24 protein-coding genes and 1 tRNA gene are annotated in these 25,295 nt (G+C 64.0%); 9 read left to right on the top strand and 16 right to left on the bottom strand.

Going from position 1 to position 25,295, the window contains the following annotated elements; translation table 11 throughout:
• Positions 1-21: 21 nt before the first annotated feature.
• The 3 genes from ACNAOH_RS12720 to ACNAOH_RS12710 all read right to left on the bottom strand — a co-directional run bounded on the left by ACNAOH_RS12720 (position 22) and on the right by ACNAOH_RS12710 (position 4,025).
• Positions 22-1,137 (bottom strand): AAA family ATPase, encoded by a 1,116-nt coding sequence (locus ACNAOH_RS12720; RefSeq protein ID WP_443970528.1) that lies wholly within the window; start codon positions 1,135-1,137, stop codon positions 22-24.
• Between the two features lie 105 nt (positions 1,138-1,242).
• Positions 1,243-2,478 carry a pyridoxal-dependent decarboxylase, exosortase A system-associated gene (locus ACNAOH_RS12715; RefSeq protein WP_443970527.1) on the bottom strand — a complete coding sequence of 412 codons (1,236 nt, stop codon included), beginning with the start codon at positions 2,476-2,478 and terminating at the stop codon, positions 1,243-1,245.
• A 26-nt stretch (positions 2,479-2,504) separates the two neighbouring features.
• The gene (locus ACNAOH_RS12710) at positions 2,505-4,025 is read right to left on the bottom strand and encodes an acyl-CoA ligase (AMP-forming), exosortase A system-associated (RefSeq protein WP_443970526.1); all 1,521 of its coding nucleotides are present in this window, start codon (positions 4,023-4,025) and stop codon (positions 2,505-2,507) included.
• Positions 4,026-4,184: 159 nt separating this feature from the next.
• On the opposite strand from ACNAOH_RS12710, the gene ACNAOH_RS12705 reads away from it, so the two are divergent.
• Positions 4,185-4,472 carry an acyl carrier protein gene (locus tag ACNAOH_RS12705; RefSeq protein WP_443970525.1) on the top strand — a complete coding sequence of 96 codons (288 nt, stop codon included), beginning with the start codon at positions 4,185-4,187 and terminating at the stop codon, positions 4,470-4,472.
• Between the two features lie 15 nt (positions 4,473-4,487).
• On the opposite strand, the gene trxB is transcribed toward ACNAOH_RS12705, so the two are convergent.
• From trxB to tsaD, 8 genes are all read right to left on the bottom strand, one after another.
• Complete coding sequence (trxB, locus tag ACNAOH_RS12700; RefSeq protein WP_443970524.1) at positions 4,488-5,450, bottom strand: thioredoxin-disulfide reductase; 963 nt, start codon at positions 5,448-5,450, stop codon at positions 4,488-4,490.
• 104 nt (positions 5,451-5,554) lie between these two features.
• Positions 5,555-6,292 carry a peptidase gene (locus ACNAOH_RS12695; RefSeq protein WP_443972140.1) on the bottom strand — a complete coding sequence of 246 codons (738 nt, stop codon included), beginning with the start codon at positions 6,290-6,292 and terminating at the stop codon, positions 5,555-5,557.
• A gap of 41 nt (positions 6,293-6,333) precedes the next feature.
• Positions 6,334-7,167: a transglutaminase family protein gene (locus ACNAOH_RS12690; protein ID WP_443970523.1), complete on the bottom strand. Its 834-nt coding sequence runs from the start codon at positions 7,165-7,167 to the stop codon at positions 6,334-6,336.
• 26 nt (positions 7,168-7,193) lie between these two features.
• Positions 7,194-8,126: an alpha-E domain-containing protein gene (locus ACNAOH_RS12685; RefSeq protein WP_443970522.1), complete on the bottom strand. Its 933-nt coding sequence runs from the start codon at positions 8,124-8,126 to the stop codon at positions 7,194-7,196.
• 19 nt (positions 8,127-8,145) lie between these two features.
• The gene (locus tag ACNAOH_RS12680) at positions 8,146-9,555 is read right to left on the bottom strand and encodes a circularly permuted type 2 ATP-grasp protein (RefSeq protein WP_443970521.1); all 1,410 of its coding nucleotides are present in this window, start codon (positions 9,553-9,555) and stop codon (positions 8,146-8,148) included.
• Positions 9,556-9,688: 133 nt separating this feature from the next.
• Complete coding sequence (locus ACNAOH_RS12675; RefSeq protein ID WP_443970520.1) at positions 9,689-11,239, bottom strand: lipopolysaccharide biosynthesis protein; 1,551 nt, start codon at positions 11,237-11,239, stop codon at positions 9,689-9,691.
• 10 nt (positions 11,240-11,249) lie between these two features.
• The gene (locus ACNAOH_RS12670; RefSeq protein WP_443972139.1) at positions 11,250-12,224 is read right to left on the bottom strand and encodes an NAD(P)H-dependent glycerol-3-phosphate dehydrogenase; all 975 of its coding nucleotides are present in this window, start codon (positions 12,222-12,224) and stop codon (positions 11,250-11,252) included.
• Between the two features lie 8 nt (positions 12,225-12,232).
• Complete coding sequence (gene tsaD, locus ACNAOH_RS12665) at positions 12,233-13,267, bottom strand: tRNA (adenosine(37)-N6)-threonylcarbamoyltransferase complex transferase subunit TsaD (RefSeq protein ID WP_443970519.1); 1,035 nt, start codon at positions 13,265-13,267, stop codon at positions 12,233-12,235.
• A gap of 45 nt (positions 13,268-13,312) precedes the next feature.
• Here tsaD and hemC point away from each other — a divergent pair, with 45 nt between their 5' ends.
• Genes hemC through ACNAOH_RS12650 form a run of 3 tightly spaced genes read left to right on the top strand, consistent with a single transcriptional unit; the run spans position 13,313 to position 15,858 of the window.
• Complete coding sequence (gene hemC / locus ACNAOH_RS12660) at positions 13,313-14,239, top strand: hydroxymethylbilane synthase (protein ID WP_443970518.1); 927 nt, start codon at positions 13,313-13,315, stop codon at positions 14,237-14,239.
• Positions 14,236-14,919: a uroporphyrinogen-III synthase gene (locus tag ACNAOH_RS12655; RefSeq protein ID WP_443970517.1), complete on the top strand. Its 684-nt coding sequence runs from the start codon at positions 14,236-14,238 to the stop codon at positions 14,917-14,919. Before hemC ends, ACNAOH_RS12655 begins: the two co-directional genes overlap by 4 nt.
• 30 nt (positions 14,920-14,949) lie before the next feature.
• Positions 14,950-15,858, top strand: coding sequence for a hypothetical protein (locus tag ACNAOH_RS12650; protein WP_443970516.1), 909 nt, complete (start codon positions 14,950-14,952; stop codon positions 15,856-15,858).
• Positions 15,859-15,877: 19 nt separating this feature from the next.
• Here the strand turns inward: ACNAOH_RS12650 and ACNAOH_RS12645 are convergent.
• A tRNA-Leu gene (locus ACNAOH_RS12645) sits at positions 15,878-15,962 on the bottom strand.
• Positions 15,963-16,226: 264 nt separating this feature from the next.
• On the opposite strand from ACNAOH_RS12645, the gene zwf reads away from it, so the two are divergent.
• Genes zwf through eda form a run of 4 tightly spaced genes read left to right on the top strand, consistent with a single transcriptional unit; the run spans position 16,227 to position 21,097 of the window.
• Entirely contained in the window at positions 16,227-17,693 is a 1,467-nt protein-coding gene (gene zwf, locus ACNAOH_RS12640) for a glucose-6-phosphate dehydrogenase (RefSeq protein ID WP_443970515.1), read from the top strand.
• On the top strand, positions 17,686-19,515 hold the full coding sequence (edd, locus tag ACNAOH_RS12635) for a phosphogluconate dehydratase (protein ID WP_443970514.1): 1,830 nt from the start codon (positions 17,686-17,688) through the stop codon (positions 19,513-19,515). The genes zwf and edd overlap by 8 nt, the downstream gene beginning before the upstream one ends.
• Positions 19,512-20,486 (top strand): glucokinase, encoded by a 975-nt coding sequence (gene glk / locus ACNAOH_RS12630; protein ID WP_443970513.1) that lies wholly within the window; start codon positions 19,512-19,514, stop codon positions 20,484-20,486. Before edd ends, glk begins: the two co-directional genes overlap by 4 nt.
• Complete coding sequence (gene eda / locus ACNAOH_RS12625; protein ID WP_443970512.1) at positions 20,483-21,097, top strand: bifunctional 4-hydroxy-2-oxoglutarate aldolase/2-dehydro-3-deoxy-phosphogluconate aldolase; 615 nt, start codon at positions 20,483-20,485, stop codon at positions 21,095-21,097. The genes glk and eda overlap by 4 nt, the downstream gene beginning before the upstream one ends.
• Before the next feature lie 3 nt (positions 21,098-21,100).
• Here eda and ACNAOH_RS12620 read toward each other — a convergent pair whose 3' ends face one another.
• Positions 21,101-21,937, bottom strand: coding sequence for a helix-turn-helix domain-containing protein (locus ACNAOH_RS12620; protein ID WP_443970511.1), 837 nt, complete (start codon positions 21,935-21,937; stop codon positions 21,101-21,103).
• 100 nt (positions 21,938-22,037) lie between these two features.
• Positions 22,038-22,550: an SH3 domain-containing protein gene (locus ACNAOH_RS12615; protein WP_443970510.1), complete on the bottom strand. Its 513-nt coding sequence runs from the start codon at positions 22,548-22,550 to the stop codon at positions 22,038-22,040.
• Between the two features lie 104 nt (positions 22,551-22,654).
• Between ACNAOH_RS12615 and ACNAOH_RS12610 the strand changes: the two genes are divergently transcribed.
• Positions 22,655-23,653: a 2-hydroxyacid dehydrogenase gene (locus ACNAOH_RS12610; protein ID WP_443970509.1), complete on the top strand. Its 999-nt coding sequence runs from the start codon at positions 22,655-22,657 to the stop codon at positions 23,651-23,653.
• Between the two features lie 18 nt (positions 23,654-23,671).
• Here the strand turns inward: ACNAOH_RS12610 and ACNAOH_RS12605 are convergent, their stop codons facing one another.
• Entirely contained in the window at positions 23,672-23,878 is a 207-nt protein-coding gene (locus tag ACNAOH_RS12605; RefSeq protein WP_443970508.1) for a DUF2093 domain-containing protein, read from the bottom strand.
• Positions 23,878-25,281: an NAD(P)H-dependent flavin oxidoreductase gene (locus tag ACNAOH_RS12600; protein ID WP_443970507.1), complete on the bottom strand. Its 1,404-nt coding sequence runs from the start codon at positions 25,279-25,281 to the stop codon at positions 23,878-23,880. The genes ACNAOH_RS12605 and ACNAOH_RS12600 overlap by 1 nt, the downstream gene beginning before the upstream one ends.
• Between the last annotated feature and the right edge of the window lie 14 nt (positions 25,282-25,295).

Here is a 25,295-nt window from a genome sequence, read left to right as displayed (position 1 = left end):
GAACCGTAAGGGTGCCGCGTCTCAGGCAGCGCGGTTGGGCAATGGCCCCTGGCCATCGTCCCGCTCCGCCCATTCGACCAGACGAGCGAGAACCCGGCGAAGCACCTCGTCCTGCTCCTCAATGCGCGCCTCGACCCGCGCCAGGCGCGCTTCGATGCGCGCAAGCACCGGAGCCATATCCCGCGCGTTGCCTTCCTGCTCGCCATTCGTCCCGTTGAGCGCCTGCACATCGTGTCGCACGGCTCGCACCTCCGCGATCGCGGCTTCTCCATCCGGTAAATTGTCCTGAACGGTCGCTATGATGTTCCCCGATCTTGCATCTGGCCCATCGCTGCCTGGATCGGCGATCACCGTCTCCACAAGGCGCTCGTCGATGAGCTCAAGATGGTCGATAGCGCCAAGCAGGAGCACGCGGCTCACCAGCGCATTGAGTCGCCTCGGCAACCCGCCGCTCGATCGCGCGAGCAGCGCATATGCACCCGGCGTAAAGCGTGGGTTTCCTGTCCAGCCTACGACCTTCAGCCGATGCTCGATATAGGCTCCGACTTCATCCTCCCGCATCGGGTCGAGATGATGGGTGGCGATGACCCGCTGGCGGATTTGCTCGAGCCCTTCGACCCCGGCAATCGTGTCCCGGAACTCGGGCTGGCCGAGCAGAAAAATCTGCAGCAGCGCCTGCCCCCCGAGATGGAAATTACTGAGCACCCGCAGCTCTTCCAGCGCTTCATGACCTAGACTCTGAGCTTCATCGACAATGAGAAGCGTGCGGCGCCCTGCCCGCGCTTGCTGATGGAGAAAAGCTTCGATGCGGCTTAGTAGATGCGCCTTCTCGGCTTGGTCCGTCACTATGCCAAGCGACTGCGCGGTAAGGCGCAGCATATTCTCTCCGTCCACCTGTGTTGGGACAACCTTGACGGCCGTAAGGCGCTGCGGATCGATTGTCGCCATGAGGTGGCCGACCAGCGTCGTCTTTCCCGCGCCCACATCTCCCGTGACGATAATGAAGCCCTCGCCTTGGGCCAGACCATAGCCGAGATAGGACATCGCCTTGCGATGCGTGAGGCTCTCAAAATAGAAACGCGGGTCCGGCGTGAGCTGAAAGGGCCGACCAGCAAAATTATAGTATCGATCATACATTCTGGTCGGGTCTCCGGGACCGGTGACAGGCGACGACGGCGCGAACGCTATCAGACAGGTCCGGCTTGTCCAACCGACAGGAGCCGATACGCGCCGTGGACGCCATCACGCTTCGTCCATACGCACAAGGAGTTCCGGAGCTTGCTCATGGCCCAAAAATCGCTCCGGGCTCGCTGAGGCCCCATAGGCGCCCGCCAGAAAAATGGCGACGAGATCGCCCACTGCGACCTCCGGCAGAGCCAGCCTGTCGCCCAGACGATCGAGCGGGGTGCAAAGGCAACCGACGATCGTCACAGGCTCGGGCGAGAGGGGCTCGCCGATACGGTTGGCGATCGCGAGAGGATAGTTACGGCGCACCACCGTTCCAAAATTCCCGGATGCCGCAAGCTGATGATGCAAGCCGCCGTCCACGATCGCAAACCGCTCCCCGCGGCTCTGCTTCACATCAACGAGACGAGTGAGATAGACTCCTGCTTCCGCGACGAGATAGCGCCCAAGCTCTATCGCGAAGCGGCAGTCCTTGAGGGATGCCGAACGCCGCTCCAGCCGCTCCGCCAGTGCAGCACCGATATTGGGAAGATCGACCGGTTCGTCCCCCGGAAAATAGGGGACACCCAGCCCGCCGCCCAGATTGACGAGCGGCGGCGATGCGCCGACGGCCTCCGTCAGTCGTTCGGCCAGCGCCACCGTGGCATCCTGCGCAGCGATGATTGCTTCACTGTCCAGCGCCTGACTGCCCGCAAAAATATGCCAGCCCCGCCAGATCGCACCGGCGTCGATCAGCCGGCTGGCGAGCGGCGCTGCCCTGTCCGCATCCACGCCAAATGGACTGGCCCGCCCGCCCATGTGCATGCCGGAACCCTTGAGATCGAAGTCCGGATTGACGCGCACCGCCAGCCTCGGCGCCTTGCCAAGGCGATTTGCAATTGCCAGCGCCCGCTCCGCCTCGCCTTCGCTTTCCACATTGAGCGTGACGGCAGCCCTGATTGCGCCTTCAAGTTCGGCGTCGCGTTTGCCCGGCCCCGCGAAACTGATCCTGTCCGCGGCCATCCCTGCGGCCAGCGCCATCTCCATTTCGCCGCCTGACGCAATGTCGAAGCCATCCACACGCCCGGCCATATGTGCCAGCAACGGCGCGAAGGGGTTCGCCTTGATCGCATAGTGGATGTCCAGCGCATCCGGCATAGCCGCACGCAGGGCGGCCAGCCGGGCGTCGATCAGTCCGGCATCATAGGCGAAGAACGGCGTTCCCCCGGCCTCATGCGCAAGTGCGCCCACGCCAACGCCGCCGATCAGCAGCATCCCTTCCTCGCTCGCAAAGCCCGGAGGGATGGGGCCCATCGGTTTCGCTTTGATCCCATCCGTGGTCATGGCTGGGTCTCCACTGTCTCGCGGATGATCGCCGCCCGGTCGAGCTTGCCGTTCGCGTTGCGGGGGAAGTGGTCCATGATCCGGATCTCGGCTGGCTGCATGAAGGTGGGGAGCGCCTCCTTCAGCGCGGCCGCAACTTTTTGCTCCAGATCGGCTCCGGCGGACATATTCGGGCGGAGGGCGAGGATAATCGACTGTCCCAGCCGTTCGTCTTCCCGGCCAAAGGCCATTGCTTCGGCAACATCCGGAACGGCGAGCGCCGCTTCCTCGATCTCCGTGGGGCTAACGCGGTTCCCTGCGCTTTTGATCATCGCGTCGTCCCGCCCTACGAAATAGAGCAGGCCATCGGCGTCCCGAACCACGGTATCGCCCGACCAGACCGCAATGCCGCCAGAGGTCGATGCGAGCGGCGCGGGACGAAACCGCCCGGCTGTGCGTTCTTCATCCCGCCAATATCCCCTCGCCACCAGCGGCCCGCAGTGGACGAGTTCGCCAGCCTCTCCATCCGCCGTATTGCTCCCGTCTGGCCGCACGACGAGGATTTCCGCATCGGGGATCGCCCGTCCCATGCTTGTGGGATGATCGTCGAGCAAAGCGGGCGGCAGATAGGTCGATCGAAATGCCTCGGTCAGGCCGTACATGGCGTAGATGTCCACATCCGGAAATGTCTCCCGGAGCCGGGCGACCAACTTACGGCTGAGTGCTCCCCCGCTATTGGTTATGCGCCGCAGCGCCGTGGTTGCCTCACCAGGCCATTGCGCCTCCACCAGTTGCACCCATAGCGGCGGCACACCCGCCAGCGTCGTGATGTCCCATCGCAAACATGCCTTCACCACATCGCGCGGGGTGAGATAGTCCATCGGCGCGACCGCTGCGCCAGCCCACCAGGTCGAAAAAAGCTGGTTCTGGCCGTAATCGAAGCTCAGCGGCAGCACAGCTAGCGTGCGGTCGTCCCGTTTCAGGTCGAGATATGTCGCCACGGATCGCGCCCCGATCATGAGGTTCGCGTGGGAGAGCATCACGCCCTTGGGCCGGCCCGTGGAACCGGACGTGTAGAGGATTTCGCAAAGCGCATCGGGCGACCCTTCCGAAGGTTCCGCGCGAGCCGCCTCTTTGTCGTCGAGTATCGCCAGGATCGCCCCGTCCTCGTGCGCCTCCCAATCGTGCAGCAGGTCCGCTTGCCCCAGCCCAGCGAGCCGGGCAGGCTGCGAAATCAGCATCGCCGCCTCCGCGTCAGAAACGATATGCCGGACCTGCCCCGGCTTCAGCAGCGGATTGATCGGCACATAGACATGCCCCGCCCGCGCCACGCTCAGCGGCAGGACGGCAGCGACCAGCCCCTTGGGCAACCACGCGGCGATGCGGCTCCCTTCTGGCAGATCGCGCGCACTAAGCCACCTTGCCAGGCGCCCGGTCATCGCCTCCAGCTCCGCGAATGTCACGGTCCGGTCTCGCAGCAGCAGCGCGGGCGCATCAGGATGGCCAAGGCCAGGCAAATGATCGAGTGGCAGAATCACCTTGCCGTCTTATCACCCGGACGGCCGATGCAAGTAGAACGGAGATCGATGCACACGCATCTCCCGTGGGAAAGCGCTTCCCCTCGCCCCCTCGCCGCCCTAGAGGAGCGCCAGCCGAACGCTCGGCAAACTTATATGATCTCGTAAGCGAGGTGAGCCGTGCAGACCGGCGAAAAGCCAATCCAGAGTTCCGCCAACGCCGAAACAGCTCTTCGCGAGAGCCTCATCGAGGTTCTCGGCGTCGATCGTGCGCAGGTCAGCGCGTTCGGCCCGGACACGGCACTCTTCGGTGCACTTCCCGAACTCGACTCAATGGCCGTTGCCACGCTCCTTACCGATCTGGAGGATCGACTCGGCATCCTTATCGAGGATGACGAGATCGATGCGGAAATCTTCGAGACGTTCGGAAGTCTGCTGACTTATCTGCGCGCCAAGACGCGGGCCTGAGCCCCACCCACACCGTCAGGCGTCGACGCGCGCCTCGAAATCCGCCTCGGCAAGAAACCGCTCGGCATCGAGCGCCGCCATGCAGCCCATGCCCGCGGCGGTCACGGCCTGACGATAGATCTTGTCGGTCACGTCACCCGCCGCGAAAACGCCGGGAATGCTGGTGTGCGTCGTCCCCTTCTCGACGACGACATAGCCCTCGTCGAGCGGCAGAATGCCCTCGAACAATTCGGTCGCGGGCTTGTGGCCGATCGCGACGAAACCGCCATCCGCCGGTTCGTGGCTCTCTTCGCCCGTCACCGTATCGATCAGGTCGACGCCGACCAGACCCTCAGGGTTTCCACCGCCCACGAAGCGCTTGACGCCCTTGTTCCACAGCACCTTGATGCGCGGATGCGCGAAGAGCCGATCCTGCAGGATCCTCTCCGCGCGCAAGCTGTCCCGTCGATGGATGAGCGTCACATCGTGGCTGTGATTGGTGAGGTAGAGCGCTTCCTCCACCGCGGTATTGCCGCCGCCGATGACGACAACCTTCTTGCCGCGATAGAAGAAACCATCGCAAGTCGCGCAGGCAGAGACGCCTTTGCCCTGAAGCAGCATTTCGCTTTCCAGCCCGAGCCACTTCGCCTGCGCCCCGGTCGCGATCACCAGCGTGTCGCCCGAATAGACGGTGCCGCCGTCGCCGATCAGGCGGAAGGGGCGCTGCGAGAGATCGACCTCGACGATCTGATCGTACATCATCTGCGCACCGACATGCTCGGCCTGCGCCTGCATCTGCTCCATCAGCCATGGCCCCTGGATCACGTCACGAAAGCCGGGATAATTTTCCACGTCCGTGGTGATGGTGAGCTGACCGCCCGGCTGGATGCCCTGCACCACGATCGGCGCCATGCCGGCGCGCGCCGCATAAATAGCGGCGGAAAGGCCGGCAGGGCCTGAACCGAGGATGATCATGCGCGCGCTGTGAGTGGCAGTCATGGAGACGATACTTTCAGTGAATCTGTTACCGCACCACATAGGATGCGTATCGCTCGAGGCAAGCGGCGATGCGAGGGATCGCCCCCGCACCTTTCGGCTCAATTCTAGTCGATGACGGATGGCAGCGAGTCGAAGCCCTGCTGAAGCACGATGCCCCACTGCATGGAGATGCGCGCGAACTCAGGATCAGTCGGCTCAATGCGCCGGCGAACGCTGAACGCGCACGCATCGCTTGGCAATATGGTGAGGTCGAGCGGCATACCGACCGAAAGGTTTGAGCGCAGCGTGGAGTCCATCGAGACGCAGACCGCCTTGGCGGCATCGCTGAGGCTGGTCTCCGGGCGGATGATCCGGTCGAGGATCGGCTTGCCATATTTATGCTCGCCAATCTGGAAGAACGGCGTGTCGGCCGTGGCCTCGATGAAGTTCCCTTCCGAATAGACCATGTAGAGCCGCTGCTTGCCGCCCTTGCGCTGACCCGCGACGAGAATGCTGGCGGACATGCTTGGTTCGGCGGATGTCATGCCTTGCCGCATGCGCGTCCTCACCTTGCGCATGGCGTCTCCCACCAACATCACGGCATCGTGCATCGTGCGGCAATTGAGCAGTGTCTGGATTTCCGGATTCTCTTCGCTTTCCTTTATCGCGCGGGACAGTGTCGTCTTCACTTCCTGCGTCACCGAGAGATTGCCCGAAGTCATAAGCGCGATCGCGCGCTCACCCGGATTTTCGTAAGTGAACGTTTTGCGGAAACGCGCAATATTGTCGACGCCCGCGTTGGTGCGGGTGTCGGACAGCATCACCAGTCCGGCATCCACTCTCACGGCAACGCAATAGGTCATCTGCTCCCCTCCGCTCGGGACGAAGCCGGTCTGGCCGGTCTTCACTGTTGTTGCGATTGGCTTTGAGCCGGTGGTGCGCGGTCGATCTGCACATCAGCGCTGACCTTGTGCTCCCCGCCCATCTGAGCGACGCCCTTTATGGGGGCGGCGTCCAATGCATCGACGCCGCAGGTCAGCCGCACATGATGATCCGTGGGACTGAGTTTGAGCGTGCAGTCGAAGCCGATCCAGCCGAGGCCCGGCACCAGCGCCTCGGCCCAGCCATGGGGATCATGCGACTCATCTTCCCGGGCGTCGTCGAGCAGGTATCCCGTCACATAGCGAGCGGGAATCCCCATGCTCCGCGCCGCCGCCACGAAGATATGCGCCTGATCCTGGCAGACGCCGCTGCCCTGCGCGAGCGCTTCGGCCGCCGTCGTGTCGGACGTGGTGACGCCGGCGCGATAGTCGATGCGATCATGAACAAGCGCGCATAAGGCATGAAGTGCCGCGACCGGATCGGCGGGGTTCTTCACCTCATCGGCCAGCGCGCGGATCGCGTCATCAGCTTTCGTCAGGGGAGTCTCACGCAGGAAGGCCTGCGGATTCACATCCTCGTCGCGCGCCCGAAAAATCCCATGGCGATCATGCGTCTCCACCACGCCCTGCGCGAGAACGACGATCTCTTCCATGCGGCTATCACCGCGCCACACCGCCTCCAGATCGCCATAGCTCGTCGCGATCCAGCGCGTCACGGCGACACCATTTACGGAGACGAACCAGCGCTCGATGCCTTGCCCCTCGCTTGCGCGGGGCATGAGACGCAGACGCAGGACAGCGCCCGAGGCACCGCCTTCATAGTCATATCGTGTCTCGTGGCGGATACCGAGCCGCATAGTCCGTCCGATTCCCCTTCGTCGGCTCAGCCGAAATGATAGGCTTCGGCGATCTCGAAGCCAAGCTGATTGGAGTCCATGATCGTCCGCTGGACGATTTCATGCAGACCACGCCGGAAAATCTCGCCGCTTGTGGTTCCAGTCAGACCGCCGACCATGTCACGGATGCGCGCGTCGCAAGCAGCCTCCTTCTGGTGCAGGTCCGAGAGGCGCTGCAGTCGATAGGCCACTTGATCGAAGCAATAAAGCACACTCCGGGGGAACTGCCGGTTGAGCATAAGAAAATCTGTGATCTGCCAAGGCGAGTAAGAGCCGCCATAGACATGATGATAGGCCCGGCTGCCGGATAAGGCGTGAAGCACCGAAGTCCATTGATAATGGTCACGCGTTCCGCCGACCACGTCCAGCTCCGGCAGGAGGACGTAATATTTGACGTCGAGCAGCCGGAGCGTCATCTGCGCGCGCTCCAGAGCTCCGCCCAGCCGCAGAAAGTCATGGCCCTCGTTACGCAGATGCCCGCTTTCCGTCGCACCGCGGAACGTCATCGCCCGCGTCTTCACCCAGTCGATAATCGACGGTAGATCCTGGCGCGCTTCGGCAACGTCATAGCTGTCCAGCTTGCGCCAGCCCTCGTTCATCGCTTCCCACATGTCTTGTGTCAGCGCGGTCCGCACAGCTTTCGCGTTCGCGCGAGCCCTGGCAAGGCAGGCCCGAATGGACGAGGGATTGTCGATGTTGAGCAGAAGCTCCTCGACGACGTCGATCTCGCGCACCTGCACGCCTGAAGGAAAGCGATCTTCGCAACTCGTGACTCGGATGACTGATCGCCATTCGTCGCGGTGGTGAGCGCCTGGCAATATTGCCATGCGTTGCCCCATGGTCAGCAGGCGCGCGGTCGACTCGGCCCGCTCCATATAGCGCGCCATCCAGTAAAGGCTTTCGGCCGTCCGACTCAGCATGACCGTTCCCCCTGCCCGCTCATGCCCGCAGCACCCAGGTGTCTTTCACCCCGCCACCCTGGCTGGAGTTCACGACCAGCGACCCTTCGGTCAGCGCCACGCGGGTTAGCCCGCCGGGGACCAGCCGCACTTCCTTGCCGACGAGGCAATAGGGCCGGAAATCGACGTGGCGCCCTACAATGCTCGCCGGGCCAAGCGTCGGCGACGTGGAAAGGTCGAGCGTCGGCTGGGCAATGAACTCACCCGGACTTGCCTTTATGCGATCGGCATAATTGGCGATTTCCTCCTTGGTCGATTTGGGGCCAATGAGCATCCCGTAACCGCCCGATCCGTGGACCTCCTTTGCGACCAATTCGTGCAGATGTTCGAGCACATAAGCGCATTCATCCGGACGGGAGCATTGCCAGGTCTGGATATTCTCCAGGATCGCCGTCTCGCCGAGATAGAAGCGGATCATGTCCGGCACGTAGACATAGATCGCCTTGTCATCGGCAATACCCGCGCCGGGTGCCGAACATAATGTCACGCCGCCACCGCGATAAGCGTTGAAGATGCCCGGCACACCCAGCAGGCTGTCGGGGCGGAAGGCGAGCGGATCGAGATAGTCGTCGTCGATACGACGATAGATGACGTCGACTCGCTTTGGCCCCTGCGTCGTCTTCATGAAGACGAAGCCCTCGTCGACGAAGAGATCCGCCGGCTCGACCAGTTCGACGCCCATCAGGTCCGCAAGGAAGCTGTGCTCATAATAAGCGCTGTTGAGCGAGCCGGGAGTCAGCACCACGACCGTGGGATCGTCAGTACATCCGGGCGGCGCCACTTCCTTGAGACTCTTCAGAAGCAGATCCGGATATTGATCTACTGGCTGGACAAGGCCCTGAGCGAACAGGCCGGGAAACATCCGCGCCATGATCTCGCGGTTTTCCAGCATGTAGGAAACGCCAGATGGGGTGCGGCAATTATCCTCCAGAACCTGGAAATTACCTGGCCCCGTCCGCACGATGTCGATGCCCACGATATGGCTGTAGACCCTGCCGGGCGGCGTGAACCCAGCCATTTCCGGGCGATAGGCACTATTATTGTAGACGATGTTCGCCGGAACGATTCCTGCCCGGATGATCTCGCCACGATGATAGACGTCATGAATGAAGGCGTTGAGGGCCCGTGCGCGCTGCCGGATACCCGCATCGAGCCGTTGCCATTCCAGCGCGGTGAAGATGCGCGGCAACAGATCGAAGGGAATGAGCCGCTCGGGATCGCCCCCCTCGCCATAAACGGCGAAGGTAATGCCGATCCTTCTGAATATCGCCTCCGCTTCTTCGAGCCGGCGGTTGAGCCCGCCTATTCCGGTCTCTTCCACCCATTGCTGAACCTGAGCATAGCACTCCCTCACGGAGCCGTTCTCATCCAGCATCTCGAAGAAAGTCATCGGCGCCTTTCAGGTCGTCTTGCTCTTGTGCATTGCAACATAGTGCCGCTTCGCGCGGTGAATGCAAGAACGAAATTGCGCCGCAGATTAGCGGTTGCCTTATAAAGGGTCACGTCGTTTCGGCGGGACGCTGTCACGGCGCCGCTGATGATACGCTGGCAGCGCGGGCATCGGCTTTTGCGCTGCGGCTGAACAACGCGCGGTCCTCCTCACGGAAGCCCCATCGCCACATGATGACGCCGTAGATCCCGATCATCAGCGGAATACCAAAGACTAGCTCGGTCCATTCGAAACGGCGAGGCAATGCCGCGAAAGCGCCTCCCACCATTCCAGTGGCAAGTCCCGCCAAAATCAGGATCGGTCGCCAGACTCGAATAGTCACGCCAACAATCCGTCCGAGCAAAACAGATTTGGCAAGAGCCCCGGCTAGAAGCGCGAGAGCGAGCGCGAGCGCCGGCATCGCGGCGATCCAGAGCGGCGGCAAACCGAACCGCCGGCCCAGAAGGATAAGCGCAACGGTAAGCACTGCCTGAAGCGCGATCATGCCAATCGAGATGTAGAGATTGCGCAGCCGCGCAAGATAGACGAGCGCTGCCTCGCTCACCACGGCGGGCGCGGCAAGCACTTCGGCCGCCAGCAGGAAGACGAGCGCGGCTGTCCCGCCGACGAAATTCGGCCCAACGATGCCCATCACCGCTTCCCCCGGCATACCCAGCACCAAAGCGATGAGAAGCTGAGCGGATACGATCCAGAAGCCGACCTGGCAGACCTGGCCGGCAATGCCGACCAGATTGCCTTCCGCGATATTGCGGGTGATGACTGGACCCAGCACCGGCTCGAAGCTGGTCTTGAGCTTTTGCGGCAAAGACGCGAATTGCTGCGCGACATAATAAATCCCCACAACATAGGGGGCGGTGAACAGACCGAGGATGAGCACATCCAGTCGGCGCGTGCCGAGCTCAATGGCATCCGCCGCTGCCAGCGGCAGGTTGCGCCGCGTCATGTGCCATAATCTCGATGGATGAGGTCGCCAGCCGGTCGGCAGCCCGTAAAGGCGGAAAGCCGGCCAGAGCGCCGCGAAAAAGGCCGCGATGATCGACACCACATAGGAAAGGATCAGGCCGTCCCGCGCGGAATAGAAATAGAACGCGAACGCCGCGATGCTGATCGTCCACGGCTCGATGACCGCCCGTGCCCGCACTGTGGCAGCGACGTTGAAGCGGTAGGCGCACGCAGCAAGCGCAACATCCGCCACAGCACTGCCGAGAATCGCGAGGGGAAGCAGGCGATCGAGCCCGTGGATCCCGCTGTTGGGGAACATCGCTTGCGGGAAGAGGATGAGAGGCGCCGCCACGATCAGCGATCCGATGACCGTCAGCAGGATCGCATCGGCGACGACATGCGCTGCCGGCCGTCCGTCCTGCTGTTCCGCGTGCGAGAGCTGTTCGGCAAGACCGCGCTTGAGGCCGATTGTCGCCAGTTGAGCAGCGAACTCGATAATCAGGATTGCATAGGCGAAGCGGCCAAGCGTCGCAGCCCCGTAGAGTCGCCCAGCGACGAGCAGAAAAGGGAGGCGCGCCACGAGGCGGAGGACGAATCCCATGACATTCGTGCGCCCGCCCTTCGCGAGCGCCGCGATATCGTCCTGCTCCCGCCTCTCTGGCATGGCCGCATCGCTGGTCATTTTGGCGGCGTCATTCACTGCGCAGCGGACGCGAAAGGAGACCGGCGATTGTCTCGTCGATCGATCGAGACCCGTCAAGAAGCCCGCATACCGCCTCGACCACCGGCATTTCCACGCGTGCCCGCCGCGCCACATCACGAAGCACGGGCGCGGTAAAAGCCCCCTCCGCCACGCTCCGCCGATCGGAGAGCAGGCTTTGCGCGCTTCTTCCCTCGCCCAGCCCCTTGCCTAACGAAAAATTGCGCGAGGCCGTAGAAGAGCAAGTGAGCACAAGATCCCCAAGGCCGGACAAGCCCGCCAGCGTTTCGCCCCGCGCGCCCAGCGCCGTGCCGAAGCGGCTCATTTCGGCGAAACCCCGCGCGATCAGAGCCGCGCGGGCATTTTGGCCCAGCCCGGCACCGTCAACGACACCGCACGCGATGGCGAGCACGTTCTTTACTGCGCCGCCAATCTCGGCGCCGATCACATCGTCGGAAAGATAGGGGCGGAAAGCCGGGCGCGCGATTCGCGCCGCAATCGCCCGCGCGACGGGCGTGCTTTCGCAAGCCAGCGTCACCGCCGTGGGCAGCCCGCGTGCCACTTCATGCGCGAAGGTCGGCCCGGACAGTACGGCGATGGGCGCGCCGGGATGCACGGCCGCCGCAACTTGGGACATCAACAACCCCGTGCCTGCCTCGATCCCCTTGGCACAGAGCACCAGCGGTCTATCACCGACATGAATGCGCGAAAGCACCCCGCGCAGATGCTGAGCCGGCACGACCACGAGCAACGCGTTCACGTCCGCCAGAGCACTCACTTCGGTCGTCGCAATGATGGACCGGGACAGCGGCACTCCGGGAAGATAGATCTTATTCTCACGCCTTGCATTGACGGCTTCGGCCACATCGGCCTCATGCGCCCAGAGCGTCACTTCGTCGCCATCCGCGGCGGCGCATTGGGCAAGCGCAGTGCCCCAGGCGCCCGCGCCAATCACGCCGATCCGGATCTTCCCGCTCATGCCTTCACTCCTGCGCCACGCACGGCTTCCGCCGAAGGATCGAGCGGCCAGCGGGGGCGCGCGGGAACCGCGAGGTCATCCGTCAGCCCCGCTACGAAACGTTCCGAACCTGCCCATCCGATCATTGCTGCATTGTCCGTGCAGAGCCAGAGCGGTGGGGCGACGAACGGCAGGCCCTGTTCGGCCGCCAGCGCAGCTAACGCCGCTCGCACTGCGCCGTTGGCTGCGACGCCCCCGGCCACGACGAGCGCCGTGGGAGCATCCGCCCTGCCCAGCGCCCGCCGTGTGCGATCAATGATGCAATCCACGACCGCCTGCTGGAAGCTCGCCGCAATGTCCGCCGGCTGGTGAAGCCCGGTGTCTACAGCGCGCATCACTGCGCTCTTGAGGCCAGCGAAGGAAAAATGCGGATCGCTCGATCCCACCAGCGGCCTGGGCAGCGGCACGGCGCGCGGATCGCCCTGCGCCGCCAACCTTTCCACAGCAGGGCCGCCCGGAATGCCCAGACGCAGAAGCTTGGCCGTCTTGTCGAAGGCTTCCCCGGCCGCATCGTCGATCGTCGTGGCCAGCCGGCGATAGTCCCCCACGCCGCGCACTTCGAGCAGCTGGCAGTGCCCGCCGGAGACGAGCAGGAGAAGATAAGGAAAAGCGAGGTCCGGCTCCGCGAGTCGTGGCGATAGCGCATGACCCTCAAGATGGTTGACCGCGACCAGCGGCTTGCCGGCCGCCATCGCCAGCGCCTTGCCTGTCACCAGCCCCACGATGACACCCCCGATGAGCCCCGGCCCCGCCGTCGCGGCAATCGCGTCAACCTCGGCCAGAGTGAGGCCCGCTTCGTCCAGCGCTGCTTCCACCAGCGGAGTCAGCGCTTCCACATGCGCGCGCGCCGCGATCTCCGGCACCACGCCGCCATAGGGCGCGTGCGCCTTTTCCTGCCCCAGCAGCTTGTGCGAGAGAATGCGCCGGTCACTGGTGACGAGCGCTGCCGCTGTCTCGTCACAACTGGATTCGAGGCCAAGAATGATTGCCATTGCACTTTTCTCTAGTGCGCGCGCCCGCTAGGGCAAGCGGCAAGCATGAAACAGTCTCCCTTCCGCATCGGCTCACGCGGTTCGCCGCTCGCTCTGGCTCAGGCTCATATGGTCGCTCACGCTCTGCGCGCTGCGCACGGCTGGGACGAAAATCAGCTCGAGATCTGCGTGGTCGTCACCAGTGGCGACCGCATTCAGGACCGGCCTTTGGCCGAGATCGGCGGCAAAGCGCTGTGGACCAAGGAGCTGGATCGCGCGCTTCTCACGCGAGAGATCGACTGCGCGGTTCATTCGATGAAGGATGTCGAGACCATCCGCCCTGATGCGATCGCGATTGCCGGGATGCTTGAGCGCGCTGCGGTTGAAGATCGACTGATCGGCGCACCGTCGATCGATGCGCTCAGGCCCGGCGCGGTCATCGGCACCAGTTCTCCACGTCGCTCGGCTCAGTTGCTTGCGCTGCGGCCAGATCTTTCAGTCACGCTGTTTCGCGGGAACGTGGCGACGCGCCTTGCCAAGCTGGAGGCGGGGGAAGCGGATGCGACCCTGCTGGCAGCGGCGGGGCTCGACCGGCTGGGGCAGAGCGAGATCGGCGCCACCATCCCCATCGACACCATGTTGCCTGCGCCGGCTCAGGGAGCGGTCGGCATCGAATGTCGAACCGATGATGCTGTCGCACGATCGCTGATCGCCGCCATCGACCATGCCGATACGAACCGGTGCGTCATGGCCGAGCGGGCCTTTCTCGCCGGGTTGGGCGGCACGTGCCGCTCCCCCATCGCAGCGCTCGCACGCCTCGACTCCGGCCAGCTCTGGCTGCGCGGGCAGATTTTGAGTCCCGACGGCACCGAGACGATGTCGGGCGATTTCAGGTCCGATGAGGACGATGAAAGCGCAGCCCGCACCCTCGCGGAGGCGCTGCTGCGGGGTGCCAGCCCGGCGCTTCGCGCGCTCTTCGTCGGGGCGTCGTGATTCCTCTCCTTGTCCTGCGGCCCGAGCCGGGCGGGAAGGAGACGGCAAGACGCGCAGAGGCGATGGGGCTGGAGGCTATCGCCTGCCCACTCTTCACCGTCGAAGCCGTGGCCCATATTCTGCCGGACCCGGCGAGGTTCGACGCCGTTCTTCTCACCAGCGCGAATGGAGCGAGGCATGGCGGGGATGTCCTCGCCGTCACGCGCGACCTTCCCTTCTACGCCGTCGGGAAGGCAACCGCTCAAGCCAGTGGCCGGGATGACGCGATCGTCGGCCCGGGAGACATAGCCGGCACACTGCCGCTGCTTCAAGAAGCGGGCCATCGCTCTGTGCTTCATATCTGCGGTGCGGAGGTGCGGCCTTATGATGCGGAAGGTTTCGCGGTCGAGCGTCTGGTCGTGTACCGGACGGTTCCGCGGGAAGAGGCCGCTGCACAGCTTGCCGCCCTGGTGGATAGCGCCCTGTGCGCGCTCATCCATTCGCCCCGCGCCGGCGCATGTTTCGCTGGACTTACTCCGGTGCAAACCCGCGCCCGCGTGGACATTGTCGCGATCAGCGACGCTGCAGCCGGGGAATGTGGGTCAGGCTGGCACAGCATCCATAGCGCACGCGAACCTTCCGATGAGGCAATGCTGGCTCTCGCCGCGCGAATATGCCAAGATGGTAGCGCTAGAATATAATCCTGCAGGGCGATAACCATACAACCGACGATGACGGATGAGTTCACGACCGAGCCCGCGCTTCCGCGCCGGGGTGCGAGCAGCCGGCTTATTATCGCCCTTGTGCTGCTGTCGTTCATTGCCGGTTTGGCTGCCATGGCCTGGGGCCTGTCTCGCTGGCGGAACCAGCCCAGTTCGTCGACATCTTCCGATGCGTCGGCGGGTCCGGTGGATCCCCTCGCGACCAACGTCGATTCCCAGAATGCCATGGCCGTGCCTGCCCGGCCGATGATTGCCTACACCCCCACGTCGATCGATGCGCAGACCGCTAGGGTACTGGATCTTGAGCAACGCCTGACGCGTATCGCGGTCGCGGCGCAGTCCGCCGCCGGCTACGCCAGCCGCGCCGAGGCGATGCTGGTCGCCTTTGCGGCTCGTCGCGCTCTGGATACGGGGGCGCCGCTTGATCGGGTGGAAGGGCAGTTGCGCCTCATTTTCGGTCAGGCTCAGCCGCGTGCCGTGGCCACCATCGTGAACGCCTCGGTCCAGCCCGTGACCATCCCTATGCTGCGAGCCGGTCTCGACGAGATCGGCGTTGCGGTTTCGCGCGGCAATCCGGACGAAGGCTGGTGGACAGCGGTGATGCGGGAAGTTGGCAGTCTCGTGGTCGTGCGCCGCGCAGGCTCACCCCCCGCCACGCCGGAAGCGCGGCTTTCCCGTGCCCGGCTTGACGTGGAGAGCGGCCAGATCGATTTGGCTATCGCCGAGGTCGAGGCGTTGCGTCGGGATGCCGGTGTCGAGGCATGGCTGCAAAAGGCCCGGCGCTATAACGAAGCCCATCGGGCATTGGACGTGATCGAGGCAGCAGCCCTGCTGGAAGCACGGGTAAACCCCGTTGTGCAGGTTGCTCCGCCTGCTCTCCAGCCGCAGAGCCCGCAGGCGCCCGCCGTCGGAAACTAGCACTTTATTTGTAGAAGGTTGGTGCGGGCGGTCGGAATCGAACCGACACTCCTTTCGGAACCGGATTTTGAGTCCGGCGCGTCTACCAGTTTCACCACGCCCGCGCTGGGTGGCCTGCCCTTATCGGAGCAGCCAGAGCGGGCGCGATGCCACATGAGGCCGCCGGGCGTCCAGTGGAAACTGCAGCCTTCGCCGGGTCGATCCCGCTACTGGCCGATCGAATGACAGCCCTCGCTTTTCAGACAAAAACCCCATCAAATCCCGTGCGGGAGTTGCGCAGCGAACAACGGGACTTATAACAGTATGCGTGCAGACCGACGGGGGCCACGCTCCCCGATTATCCGTCAACGAATGTGAAGGGGCCGGACTTGCCCGACAAATCTGCCACGCTCATCCTTTTTGGTGCCACCGGTGATCTTGCCCACCGGATGCTGTTTCCCTCCCTCTACAATCTCTACTCCGATGGGCTGCTGCCCGATCCGTTCCGCATCCTCGCCTCCGGCCGCACGGAGATGGACGACGATGCGTTCCGCGCCACGATCCGCGAGACGCTTGGGCAGTTCGTCCAGCCCGAGATGCTGGATGATGAGCGCATAAGCAGCTTTCTGAACATCGTCGGCTATGTGCCTGTAGAGGCAGGAAATGCCGCTCAGTTCAAGGCGCTTGCTGCGCGTGTGAAGAAGGAAGGCAGCGACCCCGTCGCCGTTTATCTCTCCACGCCCCCATCCCTTTTCGCGCCCACGGCGGAGGGCCTGGCGCAGGCGGGCATCGTCGCGGCGGACACACGCATCGCGATGGAGAAGCCGATCGGCAAGGATCTCGCATCATCGCGCGAAGTCAACGACGCCATCGGTGCGCTTTTCAACGAGCACCAGATCTTCCGGGTCGACCATTATCTCGGCAAGGAGACGGTCCAGAACCTCATGGCACTGCGCTTCGGCAACCGGCTGTTCGAGCCGCTGTGGAATTCCGAGGCGATCGACCATGTGCAGATCACCGTCGGGGAGACGGTCGGGCTGGAGGGCCGCGTCTCTTATTATGACGGGGTAGGCGCGCTCAAGGACATGGTGCAAAACCACGTCCTCCAGATCCTCTCCATCATTGCGATGGAGCCGCCGGCGCGCATGGATTCCACCGCCGTGCGTGACGAGAAGGTGAAGGCCTTGCGTTCGCTGCGTCCGATGACGCCCGACAGCGTCGGGACGCACAGCGTGCGCGGCCAGTATCGCGACGGCGCGGTGAAGGGAAAACTCGTCAAAGGCTATGCCGAGGAGCTGGGCAACCCGTCCGATACCGAGACGTTCGTGGCCTTGAAGGCGCATATCGACAATTGGCGCTGGACGGGCGTGCCCTTCTACCTGCGCACTGGCAAGTGCATGCCGAACCGGCAGTCGGAAATCCTCATCCAATTCAAACCGGTGACGCACAGCATCTTCGGCCGCGACGGCTATCAGCGCGCGCTGGAACCCAACTCGCTCATTATCCGCCTGCAGCCGGACGAGAATATCCGCCTGTGCCTGATGGCCAAGCGCCCCGGCCTCGATCGTGACGGAGTGAAGCTACAGGAAGTCGGTCTCGACGTCAGCCTCGCCGCGGCCTTCGAAGGGGAGCGCCGCCGCATTGCCTATGAGCGCCTGCTGCTCGATCTGCTGGAAGGCGACACGACCCTCTTCGTCCGCCGCGACGAAGTGGAAGCGCAGTGGACATGGATCGATTCCATCACGGAGAGCTGGAAGGAGTCCGGCCAGCAGGTCGTGCATTACGCCGCCGGCACCTGGGGGCCATCGGCGGGCATCGCGCTCATCGAGCGTGACGGGGCAAGCTGGTATGACTGATCTTCACGGCACCGTTGCAGCTGTCACCGAGCGGATCGCGAAGCGCAGCGCCTTATCCCGGCGCAAATATCTCGATCTTATCGAGCGCGGGCGGGATGCGGGCACGAACCGCGCCCAGCTCTCCTGCGGCAATCTCGCGCACGCCTTCGCGGCGAGCGAAGAGGACAAGCCCGTCCTGCGGGCAGGCAATGCCTTCAACATCGGCATCGTCACCTCGTACAACGACATGCTCTCGGCTCACCAACCCTATGGCCGCTACCCGGAAGCGATCAAGATCGCAGCGCGGGAAGTCGGCGCCACCGCACAAGTGGCGGGCGGCGTGCCGGCAATGTGCGATGGCGTGACGCAGGGCCAGTCCGGCATGGACCTGTCGCTCTTTTCACGGGACACCATTGCCCTTTCCACGGCCATCGCGCTTTCTCATGCCATGTTTGAGGGCACGCTGATGCTTGGCATCTGCGACAAGATCGTGCCCGGCATGCTAATGGGCGCACTGCGGTTTGGCCATCTGCCGACAATCTTCGTGCCCGCCGGGCCGATGCCCTCTGGCCTTGCGAACAAGGAGAAGGTGCGCGTTCGCCAGCTCTATGCGCAGGGCAAGGTTGGCAAGGCAGAACTGCTGGAGGCCGAGTCCGCCAGCTATCATGGCGCGGGCACCTGCACCTTTTACGGCACGGCTAACTCCAACCAGATGATGATGGAGATGATGGGCCTGCACATGCCCGGCGCTGCATTTGTCAATCCGGGCACGAAATTGCGCAGCGAACTCACACGCGCCGCGACCCAGCGCGTGACGATGATCGGCTGGGATGGAAATGACTACCGTCCTCTCGGCCTTTGCGTGGACGAGAAAGCGATCGTCAATGCGATCGTAGGCCTGCTGGCGACGGGGGGCTCGACCAATCATGCGATCCACCTGCCCGCTATCGCCCGCGCGGCCGGCATCCACATCGACTGGACCGATTTCGCGGAGCTTTCCGCCGTCGTGCCGCTGCTCGCCCGCGTCTATCCCAACGGGCCTGACGATGTGAACAACTTCCACGATGCGGGCGGCATGGCGTGGGTGATATCGGAGCTGCTCCGCAATGGCCTCTGCCACCGCGACATTCTGACGGTCGCGCGAAAAGACCTCACAGATTATGGCCGCACGCCCAAGCTGGAAGGCGACGCGATTGCCTGGGACGCGCCGCCGATCCAAAGCGGCAATGAAGCAATTCTGCGCACCGCGGCGGATCCGTTCAGTGCCGATGGCGGACTGCGGCTGCTCGCTGGCAATCTGGGGCGCTGCGTGATGAAGACCAGCGCGGTCGATCCATCCTGCTGGACGATCGAAGCCCCCGTCCGGGTGTTTGCTGACCAGAACGAAGTGCTGGACGCCTTCAAGTCCGGCGAGCTGGACCGCGACGTCGTGGTGGTTGTCCGCTTTCAGGGACCGCGCGCGAACGGCATGCCGGAACTGCACAAGCTCACGCCTCCGCTCGGCGTTCTGCAGGACAAGGGATATAAGGTCGCGCTGCTCACGGACGGTCGCATGTCCGGCGCGAGCGGCAAGGTGCCCGCGGCTATCCACCTTTCCCCCGAAGCGCTGGGTGGCGGCCCGATCGGGAAGCTCCGCGACGGCGATGTGGTGCGGGTGTGCGCCGTGACCGGCACGCTGGACGCTCTTGTCGATCCGGCCGAGTGGGACGCGCGCGCGCCTGCGGAGGCGCCTCCCCCTCCCTATGACACAGGGCGCGAGCTTTTCGCGCTGTTCCGGCAGGAAAGCGACATGGCAGAGCTGGGCGCCTCCTCCCTGCTCGCCGTGATGGAGCGCGAGATTTGACTGAACTTATCGCCGCCGACATCGGCGGAACCAATGCCCGTTTTGCCCGGGCGACAATTGACGACGCCGGCGTGCCAACGCTTGGCACGGTGCGGAAGTACAAGGTTGCGGACTTTCCGAGCCTTGCCGCCTGTTGGCGCACATTTTCGGCGGAGGAAGGCACAGCCGTGCCCGACAAGGTGTCGATCGCCTTTGCCGCGCCGATCGCGCAGGAAACCATCAAGCTCACCAATTCGAGCTGGGTCATCCGCCCCGCCCAGCTCGCTCAGGATCTCGGCGTTGCTCATGTCCGGCTGGTCAATGACTTCGAGGCGGTCGCCCACGCCGTCGCTCGCCTGCCGATGGACAGCCTGGAGCTACTTTTCGGCCCGGATGAGCCTTTTCCGCGCGATGGCGCGGTCACTGTTTTGGGGCCGGGCACCGGGCTGGGTGTCGCGATCATCGCGTTTGACGAGGGCCGTCCTCTCGTCATCGCCACTGAGGGTAGCCATACCGATTTCGCGCCGCTCGACATGCTGGAAGAGCAGATGCTCGACCGGCTGCGCGCAGAGCATCGCCGCGTCTCGACCGAGCGGATCGTCTCCGGCCCTGGCCTGAACGCGATATACAAGACGCTGGCGGCAATCACGCATGAGCGGATCGAGCTGATGGACGATGCCGATCTCTGGGCCTCGGCGCTTTCCGGCGAAAATCCTTCCACTCGCGCCGCGCTGGAGCGGTTCTGCCTCTCTTATGGCGCGGCGGCTGGTGATCTAGCGCTCACTCATGGCCCGCATCACGTCGTCCTTGCCGGAGGCCTCACACAGCGCATGCGCGACTTTCTGGTGAATGAAAGTGGTTTTCACGCGCGCTTTACGGCGAAGGGGCGCTACGAGTCGCTAATGCGGACGATTCCGGTCCGTCTGGCGAAACATTCCGAAATCGGCCTGTTCGGTGCAGCGGCGGCCTGGCGCGAAAGAAGGGACAGATGATAACGGTCGATGATGTGATGGCGCTTGCGCCGGTGATCCCGGTTCTGGTGGTGGAAAATGTGGCCGATGCCGTGCCGCTTGCGCAGGCGCTGGTTGCGGGCGGCCTCCCGGCCCTTGAGGTGACGATGCGCACCCCCGCAGCGCTCGACGTGATGCGGGAGATGGCGCAGGTGCCCGGCGCCGTTGTCGGCGCGGGCACAGTGCTCGATCCACGAATGCTCGATGCGGCGCTGGACGCAGGCGCGCAGTTCATCGTCTCGCCCGGCCTCACCGAGCCGCTCGGCAAGGCGGCGATCGCCTCGGGCACGGCATTCCTGCCCGGTATCGCCACGGCTGCGGACATCATGCGCGGGCTTGACCTCGGTCTCAATCGCTTCAAGTTCTTCCCCGCCTCGACCAGCGGCGGCCTGCCCGCGCTCAAGGCCCTTGCTGCGCCTTTCGGCATGGCGCGCTTTTGTCCCACGGGCGGCATCACTGCGGCGAGCGCGCCGGAATGGCTCGCACAGCCCTTTGTCGGCTGCGTTGGGGGGAGCTGGATCGTCCCCAAGGGGCCGCTTGATCCCGCCGCCGTGGAAGCGCTGGCACGCGAGGCGGCTGCCCTGCCCCGCTAGTTCCTAGTACAGACCTTCGGATCTGAGCTTCAGGCCGGCCGTGAAAAGCGGCGTCACGGCTTTCTCGAACTTGCCCGCCGTCATACCGAAGAAATGGCGGAACTCCCGGTTGCGGTGGCTCTGATCGATATAGCCGAGCGCCGCCAGATGCTCCTGACTTGGGGAACCGAAGCCACGCAATGCCTGTGCCATGTCGAGAAATCTGGCGCGGCGCAGCACCATCTTCGGCGCGTGGCCGAAGGTGGCGTGGCAGTGCCGCTCCAGCTGCCGCACGGAAAGCTCGAGCCGATCCGCCGCGTCGGTGACGCGGACCGTGCAGTCCTGCTGCGCGATCTCCTCAAAGGCCAGCATAGGCTCGGAGGGCGAAATATTGCCAAGTGCCGCGATACGAGCAAGGAGCGCCGCTTCGACAACAGCAATCATGGCGAGATCGTCGTTTCCAGCGTCCGCAACGGCCCGATGCAGACGCTCAGCGTCTCCATCCCACAGATCGTCTGTCGCAACGACCCGGTCAGAAACAACGGAAGCAGGCTGGCGGAAAAGGCTGGGCCACCCTCCCGGACGCAGCGAGACGCCGACCACGATAAAACCGCCCCTCACGCGAACGCACAGTGGCTGGCTGCATGATCCTACGAGGGGACACGGCCCAAACTGCGCCCATGTGCCGTCCGGCATTTTCGCGGCCCAGTCGCCAGCAATCAGCAGGCGAATAAACGCGGTCTCTGGGAGGATGTGGTCGACCAGTTCAAACTCGGCTGGCAGGTCGGCGCGGAAGATGTAATGCCGCCGCACAAACGGCGCGAGCACGGCCGACGGCACATAATTGCGCGATTCGAGCAAACTCCGGCAACCCCCTTGCCTGAAAGACCGTACCAACTCTTTCCATCCGCATTGAAGGAAGGCAAGGAAAACAGGCTTCGCCGTAGCGGATTTGCTTCCGTTAGCGGTCGGTTGCGCCCCAAAGGCTGCGCGCCGCGATATAACCGCGCTGCCCCCTGAACTCGACCGCACACCAGCCGCTCGCACAGCTATTCACGCGCCCGACAGCGCCCTCCTGCACATGATAGAGCAGCTTCGAGCCATCGGAGGGGCCTTGCCGCAGTTCGGCAGTGCCGCCCCGCACGATCGCGGCCGCAACTTCGCGGAGCATGGCCACATGCATCCAGCCCTGCACGCCGTCCGGATCCTCGATCTTGCGCCATTGCGGATATTTGGCGTCCACCTGCACCACGCGCAGCGGAAGACCCGGCAGGCGATAAAGCCATTTGGCCGGAAAATCCTGGCTCGGCCCTACCCGCAGCTTCGCCTCGTCGCTCTTGAGCGCCACCCAATAGGGCACTGCCCTCGTATTCTGGGCGGACGCGACGGTCGAGAAAAGCAGGCAGCCGGCGACAAAGGCCAGACGCAAGCCGGATCGGCTGGACGAGGCGCGGGATAAAGCCTGGTGGATCATCCTTCCAGCATTGCCATGGCACCGGCTTGTCATCAAGCGACCTTGGCGCCACACTCCGGGACATTCGCCTTGACGTTTGGCCCGTCATCGCGGAAGCGGCGCTCATGCCCCGTCCTCCTCGGCCCGCCAACCCGCGCGTCATCGTGACGCGGCGCCTTCCGCAGGCGGTGGAGCAGCGCATGGCCGCTCTCTTCGACACCCAGTTCAATCTCACGGACACGCCGATGGGCCGCGCGGATCTCATGCGCGCGCTGGACGCCTGCGATGTGCTGGTGCCCACAATCACGGACGTTCTGGACGCGGAGATGCTTGGCCAGGCGGGAGAGCGCTTGCAACTCATCGCGAATTTCGGAGCCGGGGTCGATCACATCGCGCTTCCAGCGGCCCGGGCACGCGGCATCATGGTCACGAACACGCCAAGCGTGCTCACCGAGGACACGGCCGACATGACGATGGCGCTCATCCTCTCCGTGCCGCGCAGGCTGGCCGAAGGCGAGAAGCTGGTCCGTGCCGGTGCATGGGGCGGGTGGAACCCATCCGCCATGCTTGGCCACCGGATCGGCGGCAAGCGCCTCGCGATCATTGGCATGGGGCGCATCGGGCGGGCCGTCGCGGCGCGCGCCCGCGCCTTCGGGCTGGAAATCGCCTATCACAACCGCCAACGCCTGCCTGCCCACGTGGAAGAGGCGGTCGGCGCCACGTGGTGCGGCGATCTGGACAGCCTTCTGGCTGAGGGCGACATCCTCTCGGTGCATTGCCCGCTTACCGAACAAACCCACGGCATGATCGACGCCCGGCGGATCGCCCTGATGAAACCGAGCGCCTATTTCATCAACACGTCACGCGCCGAAATCGCGGACGAAAAGGCGCTTATCGCGGCTCTGGAGCACGGCCGCATCGCTGGTGCGGGGCTAGACGTCTATGCGCATGAACCCGCCGTCGATCCCCGGCTTCTCGCGCTGTCGAACGTCGTGCTCCTGCCGCATATGGGGTCCGCGACGCACGAAGGGCGGCTCGCCACGGGCGAACGGGTCATCGCCAATATCCGCCTATGGATGGGCGGCGACCGCCCACCCGACCAGATCCTTGAGGGCTGGCTCTGACCTAGTCAGCGTAAGCGACTAGCCCAGCAGCGCCTTGGTCGCTTCAGTGGCGCTGCGATAGGCTTCCTGCCGGTCGGCGCTCCAGTAAGTGAGCTCACCTAACGGAATTTCCGTACCACTCACCGCGCAAAGCACGAAGCGACCGGGACGAAGCACTTCATAATCCGCGTCGCGATAGCGCAGCACGGCGAGACCGGGCAGATCGGGGGCACGCATCATCGCCATTAGTCTCCGGTCAGGATTCGGTCGACAAGCTGCTTCACGGTCGGCACGAAGCCGTTCGAGTAGAACGGGTCCTGCTTGAAGCGATAAGCGCCATGGCCCGCGAACAGCAAGTTCTTGTCGATATCGCCGCCATGGACGGCTTCCTGAAGGCTCTTCTGGATGCAAAAGCTACGCGGATCGGCCAAGCGACCCGTCGAAAAGTCGTCATGGTCCTTCCAGGCCGAAAAGCCGCAGTGCGAGAGGCAACCCATGCAATCCGCCTGATCCTTGCGGATCTCAGCGCGTTCTTCGTCGCCCACGAAGACCAGCGTGTTGTCCGGGGTCTTGAGCGCATTGGTATAGCCCTGCATCACCCATTCGCGCGCGCGCAGCAGATCGTTGCGCGTCACCCAATAAGCCCGGCCTTTGACGCCGACATCGAGCTGATGGGTATGATCGCCCGCTTCTTCCATGGAAAAGGCGATCTGCCGCTCCGAGCGCGCTTCGAGGCTGCGCAGGAACGGATTGCGGATCGCGGAGGAATAGAAGCCTGTCGGGGAAAAACGATGCAGAAGGATGTCGCCCTCCTCAAGCGTCATGAGCTTGTCCTTCCACGCCTGGGGAATGGGGCTTTCCTGCGTGAGCAACGGGCGGGTTCCGAACTGGAAGGCGATCGCGCCAAGCTCGGGATTGTCGATCCAGTGGTCCCAGTCGCGCAGATACCAGACGCCGCCCGCCATGACGATGGGCACCTCATCGGAAATGCCGCCTTCGCGCATGGTTTCGCGCAGGGCCTTCACGCGGGGATAGGGGTCTTCCGGCTTGGTCGGGTCTTCGGCGTTGGAAAGGCCGTTGTGTCCTCCCGCCAACCAGGGATCTTCGTAAACGACCGCCGCCAGCCACTCTGCCGCCTTGGAGTAAGCGCGCTTCCAGAGCGCGCGGAAGGCGCGCCCGGAGCTCACGATCGGCAGATAGCTCACATTGTGCTGCGCCGCGATCTCAGAGAGCTTATAGGGCATGCCGGCTCCGCAAGTGACGCCCGCGACCATGCCCTTGGTGCGTTCGAGAACGCCCTGAAGCACACGCTGTGCGCCGCCCATTTCCCAGAGTACGTTGATGTTGATCGCGCCCTTGCCGCCAGCGACTTCGAATGCGCGACGTACCTGCTGCACCGCGCCCTCGATAGCGTAAGCGACCAGTTCCTCATGGCGCAGCGGACGGGTGCGGCCATGGTAGATCTGAGGAATGAGGTTGCCGTCAATGTCATAGCTGTCGGCATTCACGGCCGACACAGTGCCGATGCCGCCTGCTGCGGCCCAGGCTCCGGAGCTCATGTGATTCGAGACAGCGACACCCTTGCCGCCTTCAATGATCGGCCACACCTCGCGACCGCCATAGACGATCGGCTTCAAACCCTTGAACAATCTCGACTCCTCGA

Source organism: Sphingobium sp. CR28, assembly GCF_052327305.1.
Lineage (GTDB): Bacteria > Pseudomonadota > Alphaproteobacteria > Sphingomonadales > Sphingomonadaceae > Sphingobium.
This window is presented reverse-complemented; position numbering and strand designations above follow the sequence as displayed.

Excerpts from the sequence above, each read along its gene's own strand:
- ACNAOH_RS12720 (WP_443970528.1), bottom strand. The coding sequence starts at position 1,137 with ATGTATGATCGATACTATAATTTTGCTGGTCGGCCCTTTCAGCTCACG.
- ACNAOH_RS12715 (WP_443970527.1), bottom strand. The coding sequence starts at position 2,478 with ATGGGCCCCATCCCTCCGGGCTTTGCGAGCGAGGAAGGGATGCTGCTG.
- trxB (WP_443970524.1), bottom strand. The coding sequence starts at position 5,450 with ATGACTGCCACTCACAGCGCGCGCATGATCATCCTCGGTTCAGGCCCT.
- ACNAOH_RS12695 (WP_443972140.1), bottom strand. The coding sequence starts at position 6,292 with ATGACCTATTGCGTTGCCGTGAGAGTGGATGCCGGACTGGTGATGCTG.
- ACNAOH_RS12690 (WP_443970523.1), bottom strand. The coding sequence starts at position 7,167 with ATGCGGCTCGGTATCCGCCACGAGACACGATATGACTATGAAGGCGGT.
- ACNAOH_RS12685 (WP_443970522.1), bottom strand. The coding sequence starts at position 8,126 with ATGCTGAGTCGGACGGCCGAAAGCCTTTACTGGATGGCGCGCTATATG.
- ACNAOH_RS12680 (WP_443970521.1), bottom strand. The coding sequence starts at position 9,555 with ATGACTTTCTTCGAGATGCTGGATGAGAACGGCTCCGTGAGGGAGTGC.
- ACNAOH_RS12675 (WP_443970520.1), bottom strand. The coding sequence starts at position 11,239 with ATGACCAGCGATGCGGCCATGCCAGAGAGGCGGGAGCAGGACGATATC.
- tsaD (WP_443970519.1), bottom strand. The coding sequence starts at position 13,267 with ATGGCAATCATTCTTGGCCTCGAATCCAGTTGTGACGAGACAGCGGCA.
- hemC (WP_443970518.1), top strand. The coding sequence starts at position 13,313 with ATGAAACAGTCTCCCTTCCGCATCGGCTCACGCGGTTCGCCGCTCGCT.
- ACNAOH_RS12650 (WP_443970516.1), top strand. The coding sequence starts at position 14,950 with ATGACGGATGAGTTCACGACCGAGCCCGCGCTTCCGCGCCGGGGTGCG.
- edd (WP_443970514.1), top strand. The coding sequence starts at position 17,686 with ATGACTGATCTTCACGGCACCGTTGCAGCTGTCACCGAGCGGATCGCG.
- eda (WP_443970512.1), top strand. The coding sequence starts at position 20,483 with ATGATAACGGTCGATGATGTGATGGCGCTTGCGCCGGTGATCCCGGTT.
- ACNAOH_RS12615 (WP_443970510.1), bottom strand. The coding sequence starts at position 22,550 with ATGATCCACCAGGCTTTATCCCGCGCCTCGTCCAGCCGATCCGGCTTG.
- ACNAOH_RS12610 (WP_443970509.1), top strand. The coding sequence starts at position 22,655 with ATGCCCCGTCCTCCTCGGCCCGCCAACCCGCGCGTCATCGTGACGCGG.
- ACNAOH_RS12605 (WP_443970508.1), bottom strand. The coding sequence starts at position 23,878 with ATGGCGATGATGCGTGCCCCCGATCTGCCCGGTCTCGCCGTGCTGCGC.